Annotated in this window: 24 protein-coding genes and 1 pseudogene; 20 read left to right on the top strand and 5 right to left on the bottom strand. The window is 33.3% G+C overall.

The annotated features are described in order from the left end of the window. The first annotated feature begins 54 nt into the window (after positions 1-54). The 17 genes and pseudogenes from Q0P94_RS06390 to Q0P94_RS06310 all read left to right on the top strand — a co-directional run bounded on the left by Q0P94_RS06390 (position 55) and on the right by Q0P94_RS06310 (position 13861). On the top strand, positions 55-1500 hold the full coding sequence (locus Q0P94_RS06390) for an asparagine synthase-related protein (RefSeq protein WP_295114893.1): 1446 nt from the start codon (positions 55-57) through the stop codon (positions 1498-1500). 253 nt (positions 1501-1753) lie between these two features. After that, positions 1754-2515, top strand: coding sequence for a DUF4013 domain-containing protein (locus tag Q0P94_RS06385; protein ID WP_295114891.1), 762 nt, complete (start codon positions 1754-1756; stop codon positions 2513-2515). A gap of 289 nt (positions 2516-2804) precedes the next feature. Further along, positions 2805-3020, top strand: a complete 216-nt coding sequence (gene gatC, locus Q0P94_RS06380) for an Asp-tRNA(Asn) amidotransferase subunit GatC (RefSeq protein WP_295114889.1) — start codon at positions 2805-2807, stop codon at positions 3018-3020. Between the two features lie 11 nt (positions 3021-3031). Continuing rightward, positions 3032-3517 carry an amino acid-binding protein gene (locus Q0P94_RS06375; RefSeq protein WP_295114884.1) on the top strand — a complete coding sequence of 162 codons (486 nt, stop codon included), beginning with the start codon at positions 3032-3034 and terminating at the stop codon, positions 3515-3517. 8 nt (positions 3518-3525) lie between these two features. Beyond that, entirely contained in the window at positions 3526-4545 is a 1020-nt protein-coding gene (locus Q0P94_RS06370; protein ID WP_295114883.1) for a homoserine dehydrogenase, read from the top strand. A 27-nt stretch (positions 4546-4572) separates the two neighbouring features. Further along, positions 4573-5784, top strand: coding sequence for a cofactor-independent phosphoglycerate mutase (locus Q0P94_RS06365; RefSeq protein WP_295114881.1), 1212 nt, complete (start codon positions 4573-4575; stop codon positions 5782-5784). Then, positions 5785-6420: a flavodoxin family protein gene (locus Q0P94_RS06360; protein ID WP_295114879.1), complete on the top strand. Its 636-nt coding sequence runs from the start codon at positions 5785-5787 to the stop codon at positions 6418-6420. A 1-nt stretch (position 6421) separates the two neighbouring features. Beyond that, positions 6422-7780 (top strand): MATE family efflux transporter, encoded by a 1359-nt coding sequence (locus Q0P94_RS06355; protein WP_367270216.1) that lies wholly within the window; start codon positions 6422-6424, stop codon positions 7778-7780. A 78-nt stretch (positions 7781-7858) separates the two neighbouring features. Beyond that, positions 7859-8026, top strand: coding sequence for a hypothetical protein (locus Q0P94_RS06350; protein WP_295114875.1), 168 nt, complete (start codon positions 7859-7861; stop codon positions 8024-8026). A gap of 7 nt (positions 8027-8033) precedes the next feature. Beyond that, complete coding sequence (locus Q0P94_RS06345) at positions 8034-8810, top strand: alpha/beta hydrolase family protein (RefSeq protein WP_295114873.1); 777 nt, start codon at positions 8034-8036, stop codon at positions 8808-8810. 5 nt (positions 8811-8815) lie between these two features. Next, entirely contained in the window at positions 8816-9082 is a 267-nt protein-coding gene (locus tag Q0P94_RS06340; RefSeq protein ID WP_295114870.1) for a hypothetical protein, read from the top strand. Positions 9083-9291: 209 nt separating this feature from the next. Then, the gene (locus tag Q0P94_RS06335) at positions 9292-10908 is read left to right on the top strand and encodes a CTP synthase (protein ID WP_295114868.1); all 1617 of its coding nucleotides are present in this window, start codon (positions 9292-9294) and stop codon (positions 10906-10908) included. 95 nt (positions 10909-11003) lie between these two features. Then, positions 11004-11252 (top strand): annotated as a pseudogene (locus Q0P94_RS06330) (prepilin peptidase); the annotation flags it as partial. 240 nt (positions 11253-11492) lie between these two features. Beyond that, entirely contained in the window at positions 11493-11873 is a 381-nt protein-coding gene (locus Q0P94_RS06325) for a peptidase A24 (RefSeq protein WP_295114930.1), read from the top strand. Further along, positions 11873-12298, top strand: a complete 426-nt coding sequence (locus tag Q0P94_RS06320) for a class III signal peptide-containing protein (RefSeq protein ID WP_295114866.1) — start codon at positions 11873-11875, stop codon at positions 12296-12298. The genes Q0P94_RS06325 and Q0P94_RS06320 overlap by 1 nt, the downstream gene beginning before the upstream one ends. 68 nt (positions 12299-12366) lie before the next feature. Beyond that, positions 12367-13173 carry a hypothetical protein gene (locus Q0P94_RS06315; protein WP_295114864.1) on the top strand — a complete coding sequence of 269 codons (807 nt, stop codon included), beginning with the start codon at positions 12367-12369 and terminating at the stop codon, positions 13171-13173. A gap of 4 nt (positions 13174-13177) precedes the next feature. Next, a complete protein-coding gene (locus tag Q0P94_RS06310) occupies positions 13178-13861 on the top strand; it encodes a TIGR00289 family protein (RefSeq protein ID WP_295114862.1) in 684 nt (227 codons plus the stop codon). Here Q0P94_RS06310 and Q0P94_RS06305 read toward each other — a convergent pair. Genes Q0P94_RS06305 through Q0P94_RS06295 form a run of 3 tightly spaced genes read right to left on the bottom strand, consistent with a single transcriptional unit; the run spans position 13856 to position 15530 of the window. Beyond that, positions 13856-14395 carry a nucleoside monophosphate kinase gene (locus tag Q0P94_RS06305; protein ID WP_295114860.1) on the bottom strand — a complete coding sequence of 180 codons (540 nt, stop codon included), beginning with the start codon at positions 14393-14395 and terminating at the stop codon, positions 13856-13858. The two genes, Q0P94_RS06310 and Q0P94_RS06305, sit on opposite strands and share 6 nt — an antisense overlap. Before the next feature lie 5 nt (positions 14396-14400). Further along, positions 14401-15138 (bottom strand): 4-phosphopantoate--beta-alanine ligase, encoded by a 738-nt coding sequence (locus Q0P94_RS06300; RefSeq protein WP_295114858.1) that lies wholly within the window; start codon positions 15136-15138, stop codon positions 14401-14403. A gap of 8 nt (positions 15139-15146) precedes the next feature. Beyond that, the gene (locus Q0P94_RS06295; protein ID WP_295114855.1) at positions 15147-15530 is read right to left on the bottom strand and encodes a hypothetical protein; all 384 of its coding nucleotides are present in this window, start codon (positions 15528-15530) and stop codon (positions 15147-15149) included. Between the two features lie 337 nt (positions 15531-15867). Between Q0P94_RS06295 and Q0P94_RS06290 the strand changes: the two genes are divergently transcribed. Continuing rightward, a complete protein-coding gene (locus Q0P94_RS06290) occupies positions 15868-16914 on the top strand; it encodes a ribonuclease H-like domain-containing protein (protein WP_367270215.1) in 1047 nt (348 codons plus the stop codon). A gap of 1 nt (position 16915) precedes the next feature. Beyond that, complete coding sequence (locus Q0P94_RS06285) at positions 16916-18427, top strand: HEAT repeat domain-containing protein (protein ID WP_295114850.1); 1512 nt, start codon at positions 16916-16918, stop codon at positions 18425-18427. Here Q0P94_RS06285 and Q0P94_RS06280 read toward each other — a convergent pair. After that, positions 18422-19180 carry a 4Fe-4S binding protein gene (locus Q0P94_RS06280; RefSeq protein WP_295114848.1) on the bottom strand — a complete coding sequence of 253 codons (759 nt, stop codon included), beginning with the start codon at positions 19178-19180 and terminating at the stop codon, positions 18422-18424. The genes Q0P94_RS06285 and Q0P94_RS06280 overlap by 6 nt on opposite strands. A gap of 109 nt (positions 19181-19289) precedes the next feature. Between Q0P94_RS06280 and Q0P94_RS06275 the strand changes: the two genes are divergently transcribed. Further along, a complete protein-coding gene (locus Q0P94_RS06275; RefSeq protein ID WP_295114846.1) occupies positions 19290-20318 on the top strand; it encodes a M42 family metallopeptidase in 1029 nt (342 codons plus the stop codon). Positions 20319-20339: 21 nt separating this feature from the next. On the opposite strand, the gene tsaA is transcribed toward Q0P94_RS06275, so the two are convergent. Further along, positions 20340-20825, bottom strand: a complete 486-nt coding sequence (gene tsaA, locus Q0P94_RS06270; protein ID WP_295114843.1) for a tRNA (N6-threonylcarbamoyladenosine(37)-N6)-methyltransferase TrmO — start codon at positions 20823-20825, stop codon at positions 20340-20342. Between the last annotated feature and the right edge of the window lie 150 nt (positions 20826-20975).

Genomic DNA, 20975 nt, shown 5'->3' with positions numbered 1-20975 from the left:
ACATATCTTTCAATATTTAATTGTAAATATAATGTTTGGGAGTGTTTTGGTATCATGTGCTCAATAGTTGGTTTGCAGGGTAATGTCAAGGCTGAAGATATAATAAAAATGTTAAAAAGCTCCAAGAGTAGAGGTCCTGATTCATCCGGAATCTATTTGGATAAAATTTATACAGATATTGATTTAGATGAATTTTCAGATGATACTGATTATGATTTAGCTTTTGGACATAATTTGCTATCTATTTATGATTTGGAAGATAGAATTTCAAAACCACAACCGATATCCAAGGGGAATTTGGTTTTGGTTTTCAATGGGGAATTGTATAATTTCCGTACAATAAGGAATCTGCTTAAAAAGGTAGGTGTTACAAAAGAAATCACATCAGACAGTGAAGCGGTGCTTTATCTGATTGACAGTTACAATAAGGGGGACTTGGTCAAGGCCATTCAGCTTGCCTGCCGTTTGATGGATGGTGACTATGCATTTGCCGTTTGGGATGGTGAAAACTTGGCGCTTGTTCGTGATCCGTTAGGTGTCAAGCCGTTGTTTTATTCAACCACGGGTGATAATTTTGGATTTGCATCATCTGCCCAGTCACTTAAGGAAGTCGGTTTTACTGAAATCAACACTTTAAAACCCGAGCACATTTTATTCAATGGGGAGGATATAGCTCCAGCACAGCACATCTATGAAAAAGTCCTCGAAGGAGATGTTGCTAAGATAGATAAGATGTTAAAGCTGAGCGTTGCCAAAAGAATAGAAGGACTGCGGGAGGTTGGTGTAATATTTTCAGGCGGTGTTGACAGTTCATATTTGGCGCTGCTTTTAAAGGAGATTTCCGAAAACATACCTTTGAAAATCAAGTTGTATGCAGTGGGAGTTGAAGGTTCTAAAGATGTTGAAGCTGCAATCTATGCATCAAAGTTCTTGAATTTGGATTTGGAAATATGTGAAGTAACCGAAGAGATGATAAGGAAGGCTCTGCCCGATGTAGTAAGGGCAATCGGTGACGATAATCTTATGAAGGTCGGTGTTGGAATGACAACATATCTTGCAACTGGACTGGTCGCAAAAGATGGCATGAAAGTTGCAATTTCCGGTCAGGGTGCAGATGAGCTGTTTGGAGGATATAAAAGATATGTTCAAAGCTTTGTTGACGGAACCTTGAATTGGGTTTTAAGGGAAGATATGTCAAACATGTATCATGTTAATCTTGAAAGGGATGATGCCTGTTCAATGCTGAATTCAGTAGAGTTGAGATTGCCATTTTTAGACAAAACCTTTGTTGAACTTGTTTTGAATATTCAGGACAATAAAAAAATCGTATCAATGCATGATGACATGAGAAAAAGCATTTTGAGAAAACTGGCTTTTGAGGAAGGACTTGACTATGAAATCGCTTACAGACCTAAAAAAGCGGCTCAATATGGAACAGGTATTGATAAGATTTTAAGAAAGAAGATTATAAAGGATACTGATATTTCCCAGTTTTTATAGGAATTTCAATCCATATAGAAAAGAAGAATTCTGAAAATGTCTATTTGATATTTCTGAAGCAAATATCGGATTTGGGATTGTCCGTTGATTTGAATTTGGGTGTATCATTTTAAAAAATATAATATTGTTGTTGATATGTTTTATTAAATCATATATTTTTATATATTCATTACTTCTAATTAATACATGATGAGCATATATTTAAAGTGATGTTGCATGAAACTTTATAGGAGTTTTTAGTTGGGGTGCTTTCATGGATTTCGGAAAAATAGTATCAAACTCATTTAAATTTCCTTTCAGGAATATTAAGAAATTGCTGGTCCTTTGTATTCTTTTTATTTTGGCTTCTATTATTCCAATTGGCATTATATCTGACAATCGATATGTTTTATTTTTAGGATTAATTTCATTTTTTTTATTTATACTGATTGTTCCGGGATATTTATTCTCATTTGTTAAGATAGGCCTGAATGAATCTTCATTGTTTCCTTCTTTAAATTTTGGAAATAGTATATTTGATTCATTGAGGGTACTGGCATTGAGAATGGCATATATGATTGTACCGGCGGTTGTATTTTTCATTGCATGGTTTACATTAGATATTTCTAGTGTGAATTTTAATTCCCCAATTGAAATTCTTAGCTTTTTGAGGACAATAGGTTTCAGTGCATTGATAGTTGTACTTACCTATATCTTATTTGAAATTTTGCTGTTTTTTGCAAAGGCAAGATTGGCATATCTCAATAGCTTGCCTGAAGCTTTAAAAATTCATAAAGTGATTGGGGATATCCGAAATATAGGAATTTTAAATATTATTAAATGGGTGCTGTTCATGGCACTGCTGGTTGTTATCGCTTCGGTGGTTTCTTCATGGATAATAGCAATTCCTTATGTTGGATTTTTAATTTATTTATGTATATTCATTCCAATTCTGGAAAGTATAGGCAATTATTCCCTAGGATTATTGTATGCTAATATTATTAATGATAAATTGGCAAAATTGGAAAAAATCTGATTATTAGAATAGTTAATAAAAATTTCATGAATTGCACATTGCAATCCTCTATTAACAGTTCTAAGTAGTAATGCTTTTAATTTATTAGTGGGTGTTAAATACATGGAATCAAGTATTTTAAGATATTGTCTATTATTTATTACATTTTTTTTAAATTTAAAGAATTTAAATCCTTTTTTTGAGGAATTATGATTTATTTTATATTTATTGATTTTTTTAAAAATCTTTAACTTTATTAATATTGAATAACATACTAATAATATTATTTATTATTAAGGAGTTTTTATTTATGACAATCGAAAAAGATGCAGAAGATATTATAGAAAAATTCTCAAAAATATTGGAAGACATTCCTGATTCAGATGAAACATGGTATATTACCGATAATTTAAATTTGACTCGTAAAGATAAATCTCATGAGAAAAATCCCGAAAAAATATTAAGAAATGCAAGGATTGACAAAGATGGAAATCTTGTTGTAAAAAGAGCAGATTGGACTAATTAAGAGTGATTTAAATGAGAATAAACTTAGTTCTAGAACTTTTAGATGTTCCTGGACAGTTAGTTTCTGTATTGGAGCCAATTGGCAATCTTGGTGCAAATTTAGTAACTGTTATCCATAAAAGGGACTATAAAACTGACACTGGAAAAGTTCCGGTTCAACTCACATTGGAAGGAGAATTTGAAGACCTTAAAAATGTTGTGGAAAGATTTGAAGATTTAGGTATTACCATTACAGAAATTGATGATGTTATTTTAAAAGAAAAAATAAGCACTATTCTCTTCGGACATATTATCGACCAGGACTTGAGGGACACAATGGACAGAATTAATGCTCTGGATGGAGTTTTAATTGTCGGTTGTGAAATCAAATTAAATGGTGAAGATAAATCAACAGCATTAATAAATATTGAATCTGATGTCGGTTTAAAGCAAGTGGTATTTGATAGAATAGCTGAAATTGCAGAAGAAAAAGAATTGCTTGTTATTAATGAGGTATAGGGATTATTATGGATGAATGTAAAGTTATTATAATGGGATTTGGAGCAGTCGGTCAGGGTGTGGCCAATGCAATTTCCATGAAAAAAGATTTAATTAAAGATAAAACTGGAGTCACTGTAAAAATAGTTGCTGCAGCTGATTCATCTTCATCTGCAATCTCACAAGACGGTTTGGATGAAGAATTACTTGTAAAAACTAAAAAAGAAGAAGGAAAATTATCTGCATATCCTGAATTTGGCTCAGATAAAAACGGTGCTGATGTATTGGATGCTGTGGAATATGATTGTCTTATCGAAGCAACTCCTACTAATATTATTGATGCAGAACCTGCGTTTTCTTTAACCCTTAAGGCGTTTGAACAAGGAAAAGATGTAGTAACATCTAACAAAGGTCATTTGGCACTTAAATTCAAAGAAGTTATTGATGCAGCTGAAAAAGCGGGTGTGCAATTTAGATATGAGGCTAGTGTCGGTGGCGCAATGCCAATAATCAATCTAGCGAAAGAAACAATTTCTTCATGCAATATAAAATCAATTAAAGGTATTTTAAACGGTACCACTAATTACATCCTGTCAAGAATGACTGCGGAAGGTTCAGATTATGAGGTAATCTTAAAGGAATCTCAGGAATTGGGAATAGCTGAAACAGATCCGACTCAGGATGTTGAAGGTATTGATGCAGCATGTAAAACTGTAATTTTAGCAAATTCAATTTTAGGTATTGATGCAACATACAGTGATGTTAAGGTTACAGGAATTTCACAAATCAGTTCACAGGCTATTGACCTTGCTAAAAAAGATGATTATCTAATCAAATTGATTGCGGAAGTATCTCCGGATAATCTGCAGGTATCTCCTCGCCTGGTAAAAAGAGGAAGTTCCTATGATGTAAGCGGTACATTGAACATGGCTACTATCAAAACTGATTTGGCTGATGAAGTATCTGTAATTGGACTTGGAGCAGGTTCCCTTGAAACCGCTTCTGCGATGTTGACTGATTTAATTAGTATTTTAAAAAATAAAAACTAATTAATTTTTTTTACTTTTTTTGATAATATGAAATATGTAATTTTTATTCCGGATGGATCCAGTGATTATCCTGTAGATGAATTAGACGGTAAAACTCCTTTAATGGTTGCTAATACTCCAAACATTGATAAATTAGCCAAAAAAGGATTTGGAGGATTTACAAATAATGTTCCAGAACAATATACTCCAGGTTCTGATGTGGCAAATATGAGTATTTTCGGATATAATCCTGCTGACTTTTATACAGGTCGTGGACCTCTTGAAGCGGGAAGCGAAGGCATTCCAACAACACCAAAGGATGTAATATTCAGATGCAATACAATCTTCAGTGAAAATGATGAAATGGATGACTTTAATGCGGGTCATATCTCAACTGAAGAAGCGAATGTATTGATGGAAGGGCTAAATGAATATTTCAATGAAAAATATCCTGATTTTAAAGGCAAATTTTACACAGGCGTAAGTTATAGGCATTTGTTCATATACTCCTGTGATACTGTGGAAGATGCAGAAATCCTATCTGCCATCAAGACAATGCCTCCTCATGATATTTCAGGTGAAAAATTAGCGGATAATCTATTTGGTGACTGTGAACTTGCTGAGGAATTCCATAAAATAATGTTTGAGGCAAGAGAGTATCTCAAAGACCATGAAATTAACCAAAAAAGAGAAATACCTGCCAATATGGTTTGGCTCTGGGGTCAGGGTGTAACTCCTAGTCTTCCTAACTTTGAGAAGACTTATGGAATAACAGCATCTGTAATCACCGGTGTTGATTTATTAAAAGGTATAGGAAACTTTGCTGGAATGAACATTGTTGATGTGCCTGGTGCAACAGGATACTTTGACACTGATTATGAGGCGAAAGGAAAATATGGAATCGATGCACTAAAGGAAACTGATTTATTGCTGATACACATTGAAGCTCCTGATGAAGCAGGTCATGCTCAAAACACTGCTGAAAAAGTAAAAGCTATTGAAAGAATTGATGAATTCATCGTTGGACCTATAATAGATAGTTTAGACGGTCAGGAATTCAGAGGAGCAATACTTCCGGACCATCCAACTCCAATAAGTGTTGGAACTCACACCAGAGATAACGTTCCTATAATCATATTCGATTCTGAACGTGAGGGGGATGAATGCGAATCCTTTGATGAAGAGGGAGTTAAAAAAGGTTCACTTGAATTTAAAAAGGGTCATTTCTTAGTTCAAAGATTAATTGATGGAGATTATTAAATGAAAGTTATACTTGTAAATGGAAGTCCTAATAAGGAAGGATGTACTTATACTGCACTTACAGAAGTTGAAAAAACTTTAAATGAAGCAGATATTGAAACTGAAATATTTTGGATTAAAACTAAACCTATTATAGGTTGCACTGCATGTTCTAAATGTGCAGAAATAGGCAAATGCACTTTCGATAATGATGTTGTAAATGAGTTTGTTGAAAAAGCTAATGATGCAGATGGATTCATATTCGGATCACCGGTCTATTATGCCGGTGCAACTGGTGCGATTACATCATTTTTGGACAGGGCATTCTATTCAAACTCACAGGGAACAGGCCTTGAAGCTTTCAAACACAAGCCGGCTGCTGTAGTTTGTTCTGCAAGACGTGGTGGAACAACTGCAACTTATGATCAGCTTAACAAATATTTGGGAATCAGTCAAATGCCTATAATTTCATCATTTTATTGGAATATGGTTCATGGAAACACTCCTGAAGAGGTTAAACAGGATTTGGAAGGGCTTGCCACTATGAGACAGCTTGGAAGAAACATGGCATACTTCATTAAATGTATTGAAGTTGGGAAAAAAGAAGGTTTAGTTCCTGAAGAGGAACCGAAAATAGCTACAAATTTCATTAGATAAAATTATGAATGTTTTTAAGACTCCTGAAGGTTATCTATATTCAAATAAAGCATTACTATATTTATTCATACCGTTATTGGTTGAATATGCTTTGGAATTCTTTGTAGGTCTTGCCGATTCGATCATGGTCGCATCGCTTGGTGAAGCGGCAATTTCAGGAGTTTCTCTTGTTGACTTTTTGATGCAGCTGCTTATTTTTTCATTTTCAGCCCTTGCAACGGGAGGGGCTGTTGTAGCTGGGCAGTATCTGGGGGACAGGCAAATTGAAAAGGCTCAAAATGCTTCCACTCAACTTGTTTGGTTTTCAATGCTGTCTTCAACTGCTTTAATGATTGTAGTAATTATATTAAGGCAATTTTTAATAGGAATTTTATTCGGCCAGATTGAAGCGGACGTTTGGCATAATGCCGATATCTATTTATATATAGTTGCAATATCCATACCGTTCATAGCCATATACAATGCAGGTGCAGCAATTTTTCGAACAACTAACAATGCAACTCTTCCAATGAAAATCATGCTTGTTTGTGATGTTTTAAATGTTTTGGGAAATGCATTGTGCATATATTACCTTGGTTGGGATGTTCGGGGTGTGGCTATTCCGACTGTAATTTCAAGGGTTTTGGCGGCCGTTGCAATATTGTACTTTGTCCTTGATGAAGACTACAAGCTGCATATCAAAAGGACATTAAAGCATAGGTTTGATGTTAATATTCTTAGAAAGGTTCTTCAGGTGGGAATTCCATATGGAATCGAAAACGGTCTTTTTCAACTGGGCCGTGTGTTGGTCTTAAGTTTGGTTTCAACATTCGGAACTATGGCAATAGCTGCTAATTCAGTTGGTTATGCAATAGGAATATTTTCAGTCTTACCTGGATTCGCTATCAATTTGGGATTGACTGCTGTGATATCCAATTGTGTTGGTGCAAATGATTATGAACAGGCAAGATATTACAATAGGAAATGTTTGATTATGGTATTCGTTTCCCATATTGTCATAAATATAATTATATTTGTTATTTTGCCATTCGTTTTGGGTATTTATAACTTATCTGCTCAAACTGCTCAAATGACAAGTGAAATGGTAATTTGGCATGGAATTTTTGCGATAATAATTTGGCCATTATCCTTTACAATACCTGCGACATTCAGAGGGGCTGGTGATTCAAAATCAGTAATGTATATAAGTTTGGCTGTCATGTTTACATGCAGAATTGCATTGTCCTATGTAATAGCAGACTGGATGGGTATTGGTGTATTCGGAACATGGATTGCAATGTTTGTTGACTGGTATGTAAGGGCTGGAATTTATATTTACAGATACTTTTCAAATAAATGGACAAACTATAGGGTTGTTTAAAAAAAGAAATATTTTATATGATAATATTCATATATACAATAAAGATTGAGGACTATCTTATAAATAAATGGTGGTAATATGGCTGAAGAAGAAAACACATTTGACAAAGTGGTGGGTTTGATAAACTTAAATGATGCTCAATTTAAAGTAGTTACTGACAATCAAAGCCTGATTTTAAAAAATCAGGAAATTTTATCCAAACAGTTGGAAGAAATCAATAAAAAATTAGATAAACTATTGGAATAGATGTCTTATGGTACTGTTTAGAGGAGACATTAAGTGCAAAAGCTTACAGAGAAGAACTTCCATTAGCGTGATATTGCCTGCAGATAATATTCACTTCCTTCAAGATAGCGAGGAAATAGTTCCACAGCCTTACAAGACATTATATCTTCTTCATGGATTGTACGGAAGTGATGACATATTTCTTGCTAACACTTCAATTCAGAAATTTGCAGAGGACAATGGAATAGCTGTTGTAATCCCCTGCGGAGAAAATAGCTTTTATGTTGATGATAAAAAAGCACATAGGATGTATGGTGAATATGTGGGTCAGGAGCTGTTGGACATTACACGAAATATTTTCCCGTTGTCCCACAAACGTGAGGACACATTCATTGCCGGTTTTTCCATGGGAGGATATGGGGCCATAAGAAACGGTTTAAAATATCATAAAAATTTCTCAAAGATAGGTATGATTTCTTCAGCTTTAATAACTGATGAAATAGCCAACTATTCAAATGATGATAATGTATTGCGTTCAAGAGAATTTTTTGAATCTATATTTGGTAATTTAAATGAACTGAAAGGTTCTGACATGGATCCTAAGGCATTGATTGAAAACTGTGTTGATATTCCGGATATTTTCATGGCCTGTGGGGTAGATGATTTTTTATATGGAAAAAATAAGGATTTTTACAGTTATCTGAAATCTAAAGGTATTGAAGCCACTTTTATTGAGGATGAAGGTGAACACACTTGGGAATTCTGTGACAAGTTCATTAAAGAATTTATTAAAACTTTGAAGTGAGAATTATGTTTGAAGAGCCTGATTATGAATCTATGATAGGAAATGGAGATCCAATTTGTCTGAACTGCATATACTGGAGCGTAAGCCCTCATGGGTCAGCTTATGGGATGGTTTGCAGAAGAGGTTACATGACTGAGGGTCCTGGTGACTCATGTATGGATTTTTCACCGGAAATCAGTTTTGCAAGCTATGGCAGCAATGGAGAATTCCAATTCAATGAAACCAACCGTACAATTTCAAGCAAGCTGTTTTATTGGAGAAATTCTAGATAAAAAACATTTTTTTTGAATACTTTTGTATTCTAGTTTATGGTCAAAAAATTAAAAATGCTTCATATTTATAATGAAGTATTTAAACTATGTTACTTTTTTTAAACATTGTAATTTTTTTATTTTTTTCGATTTTTATTATTTTTAATCCTTTTTTATATTACATAATTAATTTTTATATATCATGAAATACTAAAATTATAGTATAAGTTATGGAGAGGATTAATCTGACAAAGTATATTATTATAACTGGTGGGGTAGTTAGTTCCATAGGTAAAGGTATTACCTCAGCGTCTATGGGAAGAATATTAAGATCATATGGTTTAAAAGTTTCAGCTATTAAAATAGATCCTTATCTGAACTGGGATTCTGGAACACTCAATCCGTATCAGCATGGGGAAGTGTTTGTAACTCATGATGGGATGGAAACTGATTTGGACCTAGGGCACTATGAAAGATTCTTGGATGTTGAGCTTGATGGAATGGCTAATATTACTACAGGTAAAGTTTATGAATCTGTTATTGCTAAAGAAAGAGAAGGAGGATACTTGGGCGAATGTGTGCAGGTTATTCCACATATCACTAATCGCATCAAGGAAATGATTAGAGCAAATTCAGAAAGTTCAGATTATGATGTAGTTTTAGTTGAACTGGGTGGTACTGTTGGAGATATTGAAAGTCAACCTTTCCTTGAAGCTTTAAGACAACTCAGAAATGAGGAAGGTCGAGAAAATGTTATGTTTGTCCATGTTACATTTATTCCCTACCTAAATGCAGCTGGAGAATTCAAAACAAAACCTACCCAACACTCTACAAAAGAATTGAGAAGTGTCGGAATTAATCCTGATGTGATTGTATGCAGGTCACAGGTGCACATTGATGATGCGTTACTTGCAAAAGTTGCACATTTCTGTGACGTTGACGTTAATGCAGTTGTCAATACTCCTGATGCGGGCACAATTTATGAAGTGCCTTTAGTTTTAGAAGACCGTAACATCGGCGAACTCATAGTTAACAGGATAGGTTTGGATGTTGAGGCGGACACTTCTAAACTTGACGAATGGAGAGAAATTGTAAAATCTCTCAGAATAACTGATCCTGAAGTAACCATAGGCATTGTGGGAAAATATGTGGAGCTTGAAGATTCATATATAAGTATTCGTGAATCATTGCTTCATGCAGCTGCCAGCATTGGCGTAAAAGCCAAAATCAAATACTTAAGTTCAGATGTTGATCAATTGGATGAGAATGAATTGAAAGCGTTTGACGGTATTTTGATTCCTGGAGGATTCGGTGAAAGAGGATTTGAAGGTAAACTTGATGCTGTTGACTATGCAATCGAAAATAATGTGCCTTTGTTTGGAATTTGTCTTGGAATGCAGTCTATTGTGACACAATTTGCAAGAAGAAACGGTTATCCTAATGCGAATAGTTCTGAATTTGACGACAATCTGGAATTCCCTGTTATTGACATGATGGAAGAGCAGAAAAAAATCAAAAACATGGGAGGCACAATGCGTTTAGGTTCATATGACTGTAAAATCATAGAAGGAACCAAAACTCATGAAGCTTATGGTGAAATTGATATTGAAGAACGTCACAGGCACAGATATGAGTTCAACAACGATTTCAGAGACGATTTGCAGGAAAAAGGTTTAATAATTTCTGGAACAAGTCCTGATGACTTTTTAGTTGAAATTGTTGAGTTGCCAAATCATCCATGGGCTATTGGTTGCCAGTTCCATCCGGAATTCAAATCAAGACCTAATAGGCCTCATCCATTATTCAAATCATTTTTAGAAGCTATTTATGAGTTTTCTAAAAATTAATTTTTCTATTTTTTATTCAATTTTATAAATTAAAATCAATTTTATGAGCTTATTTTCTATCTAATTAATATTATAGTTATTCTAATACTATAATTATGAATTTAAGTCTTATATTTCTATTTCAAATATCAATTACAATAGCATTTTGTGTAATGGCTGCAATTTTTGATGTTAAAAGAAGTATTGTTCCTGACTGGCTGACAAAATCTCTTCTGGTTTTTGGATTGTTGTCTAACTTATTTTTGTCATTATATTCCTCTAACATTAAATTCATTTTAGCTTCAATAATTTCATCACTTATTACATATTCTATCACATATATGTTATGGCAATTAAATGTATGGGGTGGTGGTGATGTAAAATTGTTTACAGGTATTTCAGCAGTTATACCATTTGGTATTGATTTTGGTTTTTTGGATATTTTTCCTGAATTGTCAATATATCCATTTTCATTCAGTGTAGTTCTGAATAGTATCCTGGTATCCTTTCCTGTTTTGATAATATTCTTTTTGTATCTGTTGTTTAAGAACAATATATTTAGAAAAAATAGGGATTTTTTATTCAATATTTTCAATGTATCGAGCTTGAAATTTTTGGTTGAATCCACTCTTAACAAGATGGTTCAAGTTAAGAATATTCATGAAGGGGCAATCGTCAATGAGTATTATTTCAATAATGAACATATATGCGATTTGATTAATGATGTTGGGGGCAATTTGAAGGTATACAAAAATGAAGATTCTTCCTACTTTAAATATTATTTCAAGTCACAAAGTGCGGGAGGAATAACGGAAAGGGAAATGTATTTGCTAAAGATTATGAATACCCAGGGGTTCATTTCAGATGAAATATCTGTTAAAATTTCATTTCCATTCGCTCCGGCCATTCTTTTTGGTTTGATGATTGCAGTTGTCTATGGGGATATGATAATGTTGTTTACAAAAAATATTTTCTTGGTGGTATAATGGTTAAAGATAATAGTGGACAGGTTTCTTTGGAGTACTTGCTGATTTTTGCAATCTCCCTGATTGTTCTGATAGTATTTACGATGCCATTACTAAATCAGAGTATGAAAACGACAATGGATGTTTCAGATTCTTTAAAAATGAAGTCAGATTTGTCAAAAATTGCATCTGCTATTCGAATAGTCTATGGGGAGGGGCAGGGATCAAAACAAACAGTAAACATTAACGTTGTACAACCTGTAAAAGTCAATGTTGGTGGTGAATATATATCGTGTAATTTAAATCTTAATGACAGGTCAAATAAATACATTAAGGTTCACTGCAAGTCAAATTTGAAATTCTCTTCTATTACTCTTAAAAAAGGTATGAATTCTATTGTTGTTGAATGGCCTGTAGGAAAAGAGGAAATGATTATTAACACATAATTTTAGCAAAAGTTATTTTAATGGAGTTATTTAAAATATAATCTATAAATGTTAAATGGCGTGTGATTATGGATATTATAACTTCAATTATCTATATTATTTTATTTATAATAATGATGGTATTTGTCTTTTCTATTGGTATGCTAAGAAAATACATGCCAAAAAAGGAAATCCTTTTAGTAATCCTCGTGGCTTTTTTAATAGGATCCATTGGAGGCGCATTTTTCCTGGAACCGATTTATCAGGAAGTGCCTTCGGTCATGACGGCTGTTGAGAGGAATATGCCTAATAATGAAGAGACATTATATCTTGATTTATCTTCTTCTAATGATTTAAATGAATTAAAGCAGGCTTTATCTGCAACGGAAGGTTTTAAATCATATAATGAGGACAGTATTACGATTACTCTGTGGAGTTTTAGTGATGTCGAAAAATCTTACTTTAAGGAAATTGTAGGAAACATTGATGAAAACTATAAGAATTATACAGTTAATTCTTCAGGTACTATAAAAATTCAGCTTGCTGAAAACTATTCTGCTGCCAGTGCACTGAAATCATTTTCAGATTGGTATAAGTTGGTTTATGGAGATACCTTATCCTATGCTCAAATTCATGCAAAGCTTGTCATCGATGCATCACAGTTAGATAAATTTGAAAAGGTTTTGCTTGAAAGAGGTATAGTTGCAAGCAAAATGGAGGGGCCAATTCAAAACAGTTTCAACTCCACAAATCAAAGTATGGTTTCAGATACTAATTTTGTTTTAATAACCGGTCTGATAGGGGTTGTTGTAGCGATAATTGGAATTTGCTTTGATTCTGTCGTTGTATACTATAGAAGGCTTAGAAAATTCCTAAGAACCAAACAGAAACGGTAATTTTATGAATGTAGCTATTTTATTTTCAGGTGGAAAGGATAGTACAATGGCTTTGTATTATGCTTTAAAAGAGAAAGAAGATGTAAAGTATCTTCTTTCCATGAAATCCATCAATGATGAGTCATACATGTTTCATGTTCCCAATATTCACATAACTGATTTGCTTGCAGAAGCCCTCGATATTCCTATTATTTCTGCTGTGACACAGGGTGTTAAGGAAGAGGAACTCCAAGATTTAAAAAGGGAATTTGAAAATCTCAAAAATTTGGGTGTTGAAGCCATATACACGGGTGCACTTTATTCGGTTTATCAAAAATCAAGAATCGAAAAATTGGGGGATGAGGTAGGTTTAAAAATTATTTCTCCCTATTGGCATGTCAGTGAACTGGAGTATATGAGGGAAATTGTTTCACTCGGTTTTAAAATCATTATTTCAGGTGTTGCCGCATGGGGACTTGATGAATCATGGTTAGGTCGTGTTATCGACGATGAAGCTATCGATGAACTGGTCAAAATCAATGAAAAATACCAGGTGAATATTGCTTTTGAAGGTGGTGAAGCGGAAACTTTGGCCATTGATGGACCTATTTTCAAAAAAAGGGTTAAAATTTTAAAAGATAAGAAAGAATGGCATCTTGACAGTGGTGTTTATATTATTGAAGATGCAATTCTTGAAGAAAAGCTATAATCTAATTTCTTCTAAAAATTTATTTATTTCATTGGTATAACTTTCTAAATCGCTTTCATTAATGATTATTTTGTCAGAAAGAGCAATAACATTACCAATTCCAAATTCTAATTCCATTTGATCTCTTTTTACAAATTCTTTGTAGTCTTTGGAATCGTCTTCTCTCATTCTGTTCTGTAATCTTTTGAAGCGTAAGTTGGGATTGGCAAATATTGAAAGAATCATGAAATTGTCAAAATTTTGCTTGAACATTTCCACTTCATGGTGACTTCTGATGCCTTCCACGATTATTGCATTTTCAATGCCTTCCTCTTCAAGTTTTTTGATTTTTTTAATTGTAAGTTCAGAAACTATATATTCGCCATGCTCTTTTCTGAGGTTAGTTGCAGTTTCCTTGGTGCTTTCCCCTCTTTTTTTAGCTTCTTCTCTTATAATGTCTCCCATACTAACAATGATGGCTCCTTTTTTAGTTGCCATTTCGGAAACCAAACTTTTACCAGACCCAGGTAATCCTGAAATTCCCATAACTTGCATAATATTCACTCTTTAATTTTAATTTGTTGTAATGACTCTTTAAGGTTTTCTTCATTGTCAAATTCATTTACCATTTCTATTAAAAATTTCTTGTCCTGAGTTTTCAAGTCTTCAGCTATTTTTGTCATGAAAGGTATTGCCCTAACGATGTTGTCCATGATTGAAACATCAGACATTTTTGATGTTCTTGAAAGTGGATTCAAATCAATTGTAATGATGTTTTTGCCTGCTTTTTTAAGTATTTCCGCCCTGTCTCCATCTTCCAGAGGAACTAGTATAGTGTCAGATGAGTATATTCCTGTCTTGCTTGCGGATGCCCGATCATTTGGAATGTCATCAATATATTCGATGTCATCATCAAGAGTGCCCAGTATTTCACTGAATCCGTGGTCCTTGTATAGTTTTGTTATCAGCCTAACCCTTTCATCAGTTCTGTAGAACAGGTTTATTTCAATTTTCGCGCCGATTGCCTTTGCAAAATCGATTATTTCATCACATGCAAGGGCGGTGGCATTTCCATTTACTGAAATGACTGGATTATTTGATAAAATCATAGCTGCAACAGCAATATACATCGCCCTTTTTGCAGGGTAAGTTGTTTTTTCTCCAATCAAATAATCGAAAGCCTCTCCTCTCCCATGAGCAATCATTCCGGAATCTGCAAGATATCCTTTTTCGGCGGCTTTAACTATTTTGTCTCTTAAAAGCAATGATTCGTAGCGTGGATGTGATTTGGGTATCATGTTATCATCTATTTTAAATCAATATTCATTTGGGCAAGATATCCTAAAAAGGTTGTTATCAATAAAGTTATTATAATTGTTAAAGCAATATGCATCGGATAATCAGCAACAATCGAATTATTGGTATGTGGCAGAACAAGGAATATGTAATCCAGAATTGTTCCGATTAGGATAAATACTATTCCTGCAAGTATGCCTTCAATTACCTCGTTTGTTTCGATATTTCTAATATACAGTATTCCAAAAAATCCGGTTACTATAATTACAATCATTGGAACAAGCATATTTGAGTATGGAAGGTTATTGTTGAAAATAGGATTGAAAATATTGGCAAAAACATATGTTAAAAACCATATAAGTATTCCAAATATTATTGCTAATTTCAGTTTCATATTTAAACCTTAAAATAACTATCATTATTATTTTTGATTTAAAAACATTAAATACTTTTCTAAGTTAATAAAAATTTGTAATTAAAAGTTATTTTAAAAAAAAGTTTTGGGATGGTTAGGTAAATAATTATAAAATTACTTACCTAACGACTTGTTTTTTACAAGCTTTTAGAGAAATGAATTTTAAAATTTGGCTGTTTAATCTATCTCTCTGGCTACATTGTAGCCAAGTATTACTTTATTTTTTCAAGTATATAAAGTTATTTATAATTTATTAAAATTCAATTATACTTTATTAAAAACTTATATATTCCTTGATTTACTAAAATTAAACTGTATTATGTATAATGATGAACAGGAAAATTATTATCAGAGAATGTTGGCTAACTCGATTTCTTCAAAAAATCCTTCCGAAGAAGCTAAAAAAAGAGCCAGAAGGAAATCGCCACTTTTTTTCGAAGACTTAAAAGAAAAATTGTTATCAAATTATGAAGGCAAGAAATTAACAGACATTGAAAATTCTAAAGTGATTTCCACTGATTTTGGAGAGACCCTGGAGATAACTACAAAGGAAAAAATAGATTTCAAAATTGATGATAATGATTTTAGAAATCAGATGAACCATAATTTGAAGTTACTTCCGAAAATAGGCATTAAAACAGAGCAGAATCTTAAAGACAGAGGATATGACACTATCGAATCGCTTAAAGGTCATGACAAATACGGAAATGTGGCATCTAATTTTCTAAATAAAATTGAAGACATGTCATTTCATGAAACAATGGATTTGCTTGACAGTAACAGATACTCCAAAAGATGTAGGGATAATCTGTTGAAATGCATAAGCATGACTGATTGTGAAAACTTCAAGTTCATGGATATTGAAACTAAAGGGCTTTCAAATGTTCCTGTAATTTTGATAGGTGTTGCAGAAATAAAAGGGAGCAACATAATAACTTCACAATATTTTTTAAGGGATTATCCTGAAGAATCAGTCGTGTTGGAGGCATATCTTTCTCACTTGGATGAAGATTCTGTTCATGTAACATTCAATGGAAAAAGTTTTGACCTACCATTTATTAATAATAGGTGCATATATAATAGAATTAATGCCAACTTGGATTTGCCTCATTTGGATTTGATGCATTTTGCAAAAAATCTATGGGCGGATAAATTGCCAAACTTCAAACTTCAAACAATTGAACAGGAATTTTTTGGTATTGAAAGAGATGATGATGTTCCCGGACAATATATTCCAGGATATTACGATACTTATTTATCTGAAAACAATATTGGACCTATTGTGCCTATAATTGAACATAATCGGCAGGATATTGTTTCACTTGCAGCTTTTTTAGAGAAAATGTATGAGGATGTAAATTAATATGGGACTTTTTGACAGATTTAAGAAAAATGATAAGAAAGAAAAAAAAGAGCGTCAGCCTATTTCTACAGATGTAAAAATTGAGGAAGACCAATTGTTGCTTCAAAAAATAGCCACAACAAGTAAAGACAGATATGAACGGGCAGCTGCAGCAGATCAAATCACCAATGAATATGTTGCACTTGACATGTCTAAAAATGTAAAGGACAGGGCCATCAGATTGATTGCCGTAAATAAGCTTAAAGATGAAAATCTGCTTTGGGACGCTGCTGAAAATTCAAAATTTTTTGATGTCAGAAGCTTTGCATATGAAAGGCTAGGTGAAAACAACAAGTCAATTGCAGAGATTGTAATAAACACAAAGAAAAATCCCCATGTTGATGATATATTTGAAAAAGTTGCTGATGAAGAAACTCTTAAATGGATTGCCATTGAGGCAGTTGACAAACGATATAGGAATGAAGCTGTAAGTAAAATTGAATCTCCGGAAGTTTTAAAGGATTTGATATTTGAAGCCAAGGACAATGATATTAAAAATGCCGCAATCAACAAAAATGCTTTTGATGATGAGGAAATTCTTCAAAAGGTTGCTATCAGCGAAAAAGATGAACGGGTAAAAATTTCAGCAATCAATAAAATCAGTGATGATGAAAAATTGGCTGCAATCGCTCAAAATGAAGAAAATGCAAAGGTCAGATCAGTTATCTTTGAAAAGATTGATGATGAGAATATACTGAAAAACATTGTTTTAAATTCTGAAAAATCTGATGTAAGGCTTGATTTAGTTCCGCAATTGGATAACCCTGACTTGCTTGCCCAAATTGCTTTAAATGATTCTGATAAAATTGTCAGAAGTGAAGCAGCTAAAAAAATCGAAGATGAGGATGTTCTTCTTGAAGTCATAAAAAATGATGATGACAGATTTGTTCGCCAAATTGCTGTAAACAACATAAAAAGTCCTGAAATTTTAGTAAATATAGCATTGAATGATGATGATCAGTTCGTAAGAAATCATGCAATCAAAAATTCTAATTTGACTGATGAAAAAGATTATCTTGAAATTGTAATTAATTCAACACATGAAGATGTTGCAATGGAAGCAATGAAGAATATCACTGAAGAAAAATCGTTTATTAAGATATTGAATGAAGCCAAATTGGATAACATCAGAAAAGCTACTCTGGATGATATTGATGATTTAGAAACTTTGATTAAGATTGTTTTAGCAAATAAGGATGAAGAGTTTTCACTTAGGGCATTGAATAAAATCAATGTTGAAAGCTGTTTAATAAAAATTTATGAGCAGGGCATTTCTGAAAACATTTCTGTAAGGGCGGTTTCCAAAGTCAGAAATCAGAAGTTTCTCACAAATGTAGTCAAAAACGAACCTCAATGGAGAGTTCGTGAAGCCGCCGTAAAACATATTGTAAGTAATAAGGTTTTAAAAGAAGTTTCACTCAATGATGATAGTGAATACGTAAGAAATGTCGCCAAAAAAAGATTGAAGTTATAAATAAATTTCAATCTCTTTTCTTTCACTGTTTGCCTTTTCAAATTCAGGTTTTTTGCTTTCAAACGCTTCGCCGGTAAATGAGCGTGCATCTTCCGGACAAATGTTTATGCATGCTGTACATCTGCTGCACTTTTCCAGATTTGTTGATATGGGATCTTCCTCAAGGATTGCATTTTCGGGACAGATTGAAGCGCAGTCATAACAGAATGCACATAGACTTTCATCGCAGCTGATTTTAAATGGCAGCTGCTTGTATTCAACATAAGGTCTGTTTCCGGGAATTTTACTTTCAAGGCTTTTTTCCAATTTAATTTTTTCATGGCATTTTTCAGCAAATTCATTGATCTTTTTGATATCCTCACTGTCTGGCCTTCCGACGGCAACTCCATCAAATATTGAATGGTGGCTGATTGTTGTAGCAGCACCGATTACATCAAAATTGTTTTCTCTTAAAAGATCTACAAGTTCAAGCAGGGCATCAGTTACATGGGCATTTCCATAATTTGTGATAGCTATTGCTTTTGCATTGTTTCCTTTTAGTTTGGATAATCTTTCACGACCAGTTTTAGGGATTCTTCCAGCAAAAACAGGCATTCCAACAACTGCAATATCATCATTTGCAAATTCCTTTTCGTCGTTGAAACTTAAAAGGTCATATGATTCAGTTATTTCATCAAAATTGCCGGCAACCTGTTTCACTACTTTTTTAGTTGTTTTTGAAGGACTAAAATAAATTTCAATAATTTTAGACATACTCTCACCAGATAACATTATGGTATTGATGGAACTTAAAAATTTAGATAATTTCATTCAATAGAAACAATTTAATATTATTAACATTAAAAAATAATGTGGTGATACGATGGAATTAATGAGAGAGCTTTCTTTAGCACCGGGAGTATCCGGTTCTGAAGAGGAAATAGCTAAGATAATTACACGTGAATTAAAAGATGTTGCTGATAAAATTGAAACTGACAGTATGGGAAACTTAATTGCCACCAAAAAAGGTGAAAAAAAGGCTCCTACTGTAATGTTAGCAGCTCACATGGACGAAATTGGTCTTATGGTAAGATACATTGATGATAACGGTTTTATTAAATTCTCAAATATCGGTGGAATTAACGATCAGATGTTAATGAACCAAACTGTAACCATTCACTCTTCAGTTGGTGAACCTGTTGTTGGTGTAATCGGTTCAAAACCACCTCATGTCACAAAACCTGAAGAAAGAAACAAAGTTGTCAAAGCTGATGACATGTTCATTGATATAGGTGCAAAGGATAAGGAAGATGCAGAGAAAATGGTCAGAATAGGAGATAAAATGACCTTTAATGCATTGTTTGAAGAATATCCTAACAATCTAATCATGGGTAAAGCATTGGATAACCGTGTAGGATGTTATGTAATGATGGAAGTATTAAAAAGAGTGGAAACCAGAGCTACAGTTTACGGTGTCGGAACCGTACAGGAAGAAGTAGGTCTTAAAGGTGCAAAAACTTCCGCTTTCAAATTGAACCCTGATTTAGCTATTGCACTTGACGTTACACTATCCGGGGACCATCCTGGAATCAAGCCTGAAGAGGCTCCTGTGGTAATGGGTAAAGGTCCTGCTATTATCTTGGCGGATGCAAGCGGAAGGGGTATTTTAACCCAGCAATCCGTAAAAGACATGTTGATTAAAGCCGGTGATGAAAATGATATTGATTATCAGTTGGAGGTAAGTGATGGCGGAACAACTGACGGAACTGCAATTCACTTGACTCGTGAAGGAATTCCAACTGGTGTTTTATCTGTTCCAACTCGTTATATTCACACTCCAGTGAGTGTATGCAGTATGGATGATATTGAATCAACTATCAAGTTGATTACTGAAGCTATAAACAGTTTATAGCTTTTAACTTTCTTTTTTTTTTTATTTGAACCTGTCGTCTGATTTTTGTGATTTTGCTTTTTTGTGTTTGGTTTCAAACCATCCTATTTTCAATTCATCAATTGTGTCCTCGTATAACTGAGGCACATATGGTTTGATATCTATTAGTGGGGTTCCGTCCAAGATGTCAACGTTTTCAACATGTATTGTATTTCCTTCAACTTTGTTGACTTTGACAACGCTCATTCCGATTCTGTTTGGTCTTTTAGGTGACCTGGTTGCAAATACTCCGTGGGTGTTATTGTCCATGAATGGCTTTACTTCAAGCATGTATCCATCTACTTTATGCAGAATATATATTAAATGGATATGCGAGAAATCTTCAAGATCCTTTAAACCATCGACATATTTGTCTTTAATTACAACTGTTCCTTTTATTCCTTTTGCACCTGTTGGCTGTATGGGCATTCCCTCAATTTCTTTAAATTCAGTATGTATTGTACCGATTGATTCAATTTCGATATTCATAATTATTATTTTCGTTTTGTTTTTTTATAAAATTTTCTGGTGGAACAAATTATTGAACCATTTAATTTTATAAATTTCGATGAAATTTAATTTTAAAGTTTTTTTATTATTAAAATTTATTTTAATCTTTATTAATAATTTATTTTTATT

Source organism: uncultured Methanobrevibacter sp., assembly GCF_946184425.1.
GTDB lineage: Archaea > Methanobacteriota > Methanobacteria > Methanobacteriales > Methanobacteriaceae > Methanocatella.
The sequence above is the reverse complement of the archived record's forward strand: the minus strand, read 5'-3'. Positions and strand labels throughout refer to the sequence as shown.

Coding starts and splice junctions, on each gene's coding strand:
- Q0P94_RS06295 (WP_295114855.1), bottom strand. CDS start 15,530: ATGAAACTGAAATTAGCAATAATATTTGGAATACTTATATGGTTTTTA.
- Q0P94_RS06320 (WP_295114866.1), top strand. CDS start 11,873: ATGGTTAAAGATAATAGTGGACAGGTTTCTTTGGAGTACTTGCTGATT.
- tsaA (WP_295114843.1), bottom strand. CDS start 20,825: ATGAATATCGAAATTGAATCAATCGGTACAATACATACTGAATTTAAA.
- Q0P94_RS06385 (WP_295114891.1), top strand. CDS start 1,754: ATGGATTTCGGAAAAATAGTATCAAACTCATTTAAATTTCCTTTCAGG.
- Q0P94_RS06365 (WP_295114881.1), top strand. CDS start 4,573: ATGAAATATGTAATTTTTATTCCGGATGGATCCAGTGATTATCCTGTA.
- Q0P94_RS06275 (WP_295114846.1), top strand. CDS start 19,290: ATGGAATTAATGAGAGAGCTTTCTTTAGCACCGGGAGTATCCGGTTCT.
- Q0P94_RS06340 (WP_295114870.1), top strand. CDS start 8,816: ATGTTTGAAGAGCCTGATTATGAATCTATGATAGGAAATGGAGATCCA.
- Q0P94_RS06280 (WP_295114848.1), bottom strand. CDS start 19,180: ATGTCTAAAATTATTGAAATTTATTTTAGTCCTTCAAAAACAACTAAA.
- Q0P94_RS06315 (WP_295114864.1), top strand. CDS start 12,367: ATGGATATTATAACTTCAATTATCTATATTATTTTATTTATAATAATG.
- gatC (WP_295114889.1), top strand. CDS start 2,805: ATGACAATCGAAAAAGATGCAGAAGATATTATAGAAAAATTCTCAAAA.
- Q0P94_RS06285 (WP_295114850.1), top strand. CDS start 16,916: ATGGGACTTTTTGACAGATTTAAGAAAAATGATAAGAAAGAAAAAAAA.
- Q0P94_RS06310 (WP_295114862.1), top strand. CDS start 13,178: ATGAATGTAGCTATTTTATTTTCAGGTGGAAAGGATAGTACAATGGCT.
- Q0P94_RS06375 (WP_295114884.1), top strand. CDS start 3,032: ATGAGAATAAACTTAGTTCTAGAACTTTTAGATGTTCCTGGACAGTTA.
- Q0P94_RS06370 (WP_295114883.1), top strand. CDS start 3,526: ATGGATGAATGTAAAGTTATTATAATGGGATTTGGAGCAGTCGGTCAG.
- Q0P94_RS06360 (WP_295114879.1), top strand. CDS start 5,785: ATGAAAGTTATACTTGTAAATGGAAGTCCTAATAAGGAAGGATGTACT.
- Q0P94_RS06305 (WP_295114860.1), bottom strand. CDS start 14,395: ATGCAAGTTATGGGAATTTCAGGATTACCTGGGTCTGGTAAAAGTTTG.
- Q0P94_RS06345 (WP_295114873.1), top strand. CDS start 8,034: ATGGTACTGTTTAGAGGAGACATTAAGTGCAAAAGCTTACAGAGAAGA.
- Q0P94_RS06335 (WP_295114868.1), top strand. CDS start 9,292: ATGGAGAGGATTAATCTGACAAAGTATATTATTATAACTGGTGGGGTA.
- Q0P94_RS06350 (WP_295114875.1), top strand. CDS start 7,859: ATGGCTGAAGAAGAAAACACATTTGACAAAGTGGTGGGTTTGATAAAC.
- Q0P94_RS06300 (WP_295114858.1), bottom strand. CDS start 15,138: ATGATACCCAAATCACATCCACGCTACGAATCATTGCTTTTAAGAGAC.
- Q0P94_RS06390 (WP_295114893.1), top strand. CDS start 55: ATGTGCTCAATAGTTGGTTTGCAGGGTAATGTCAAGGCTGAAGATATA.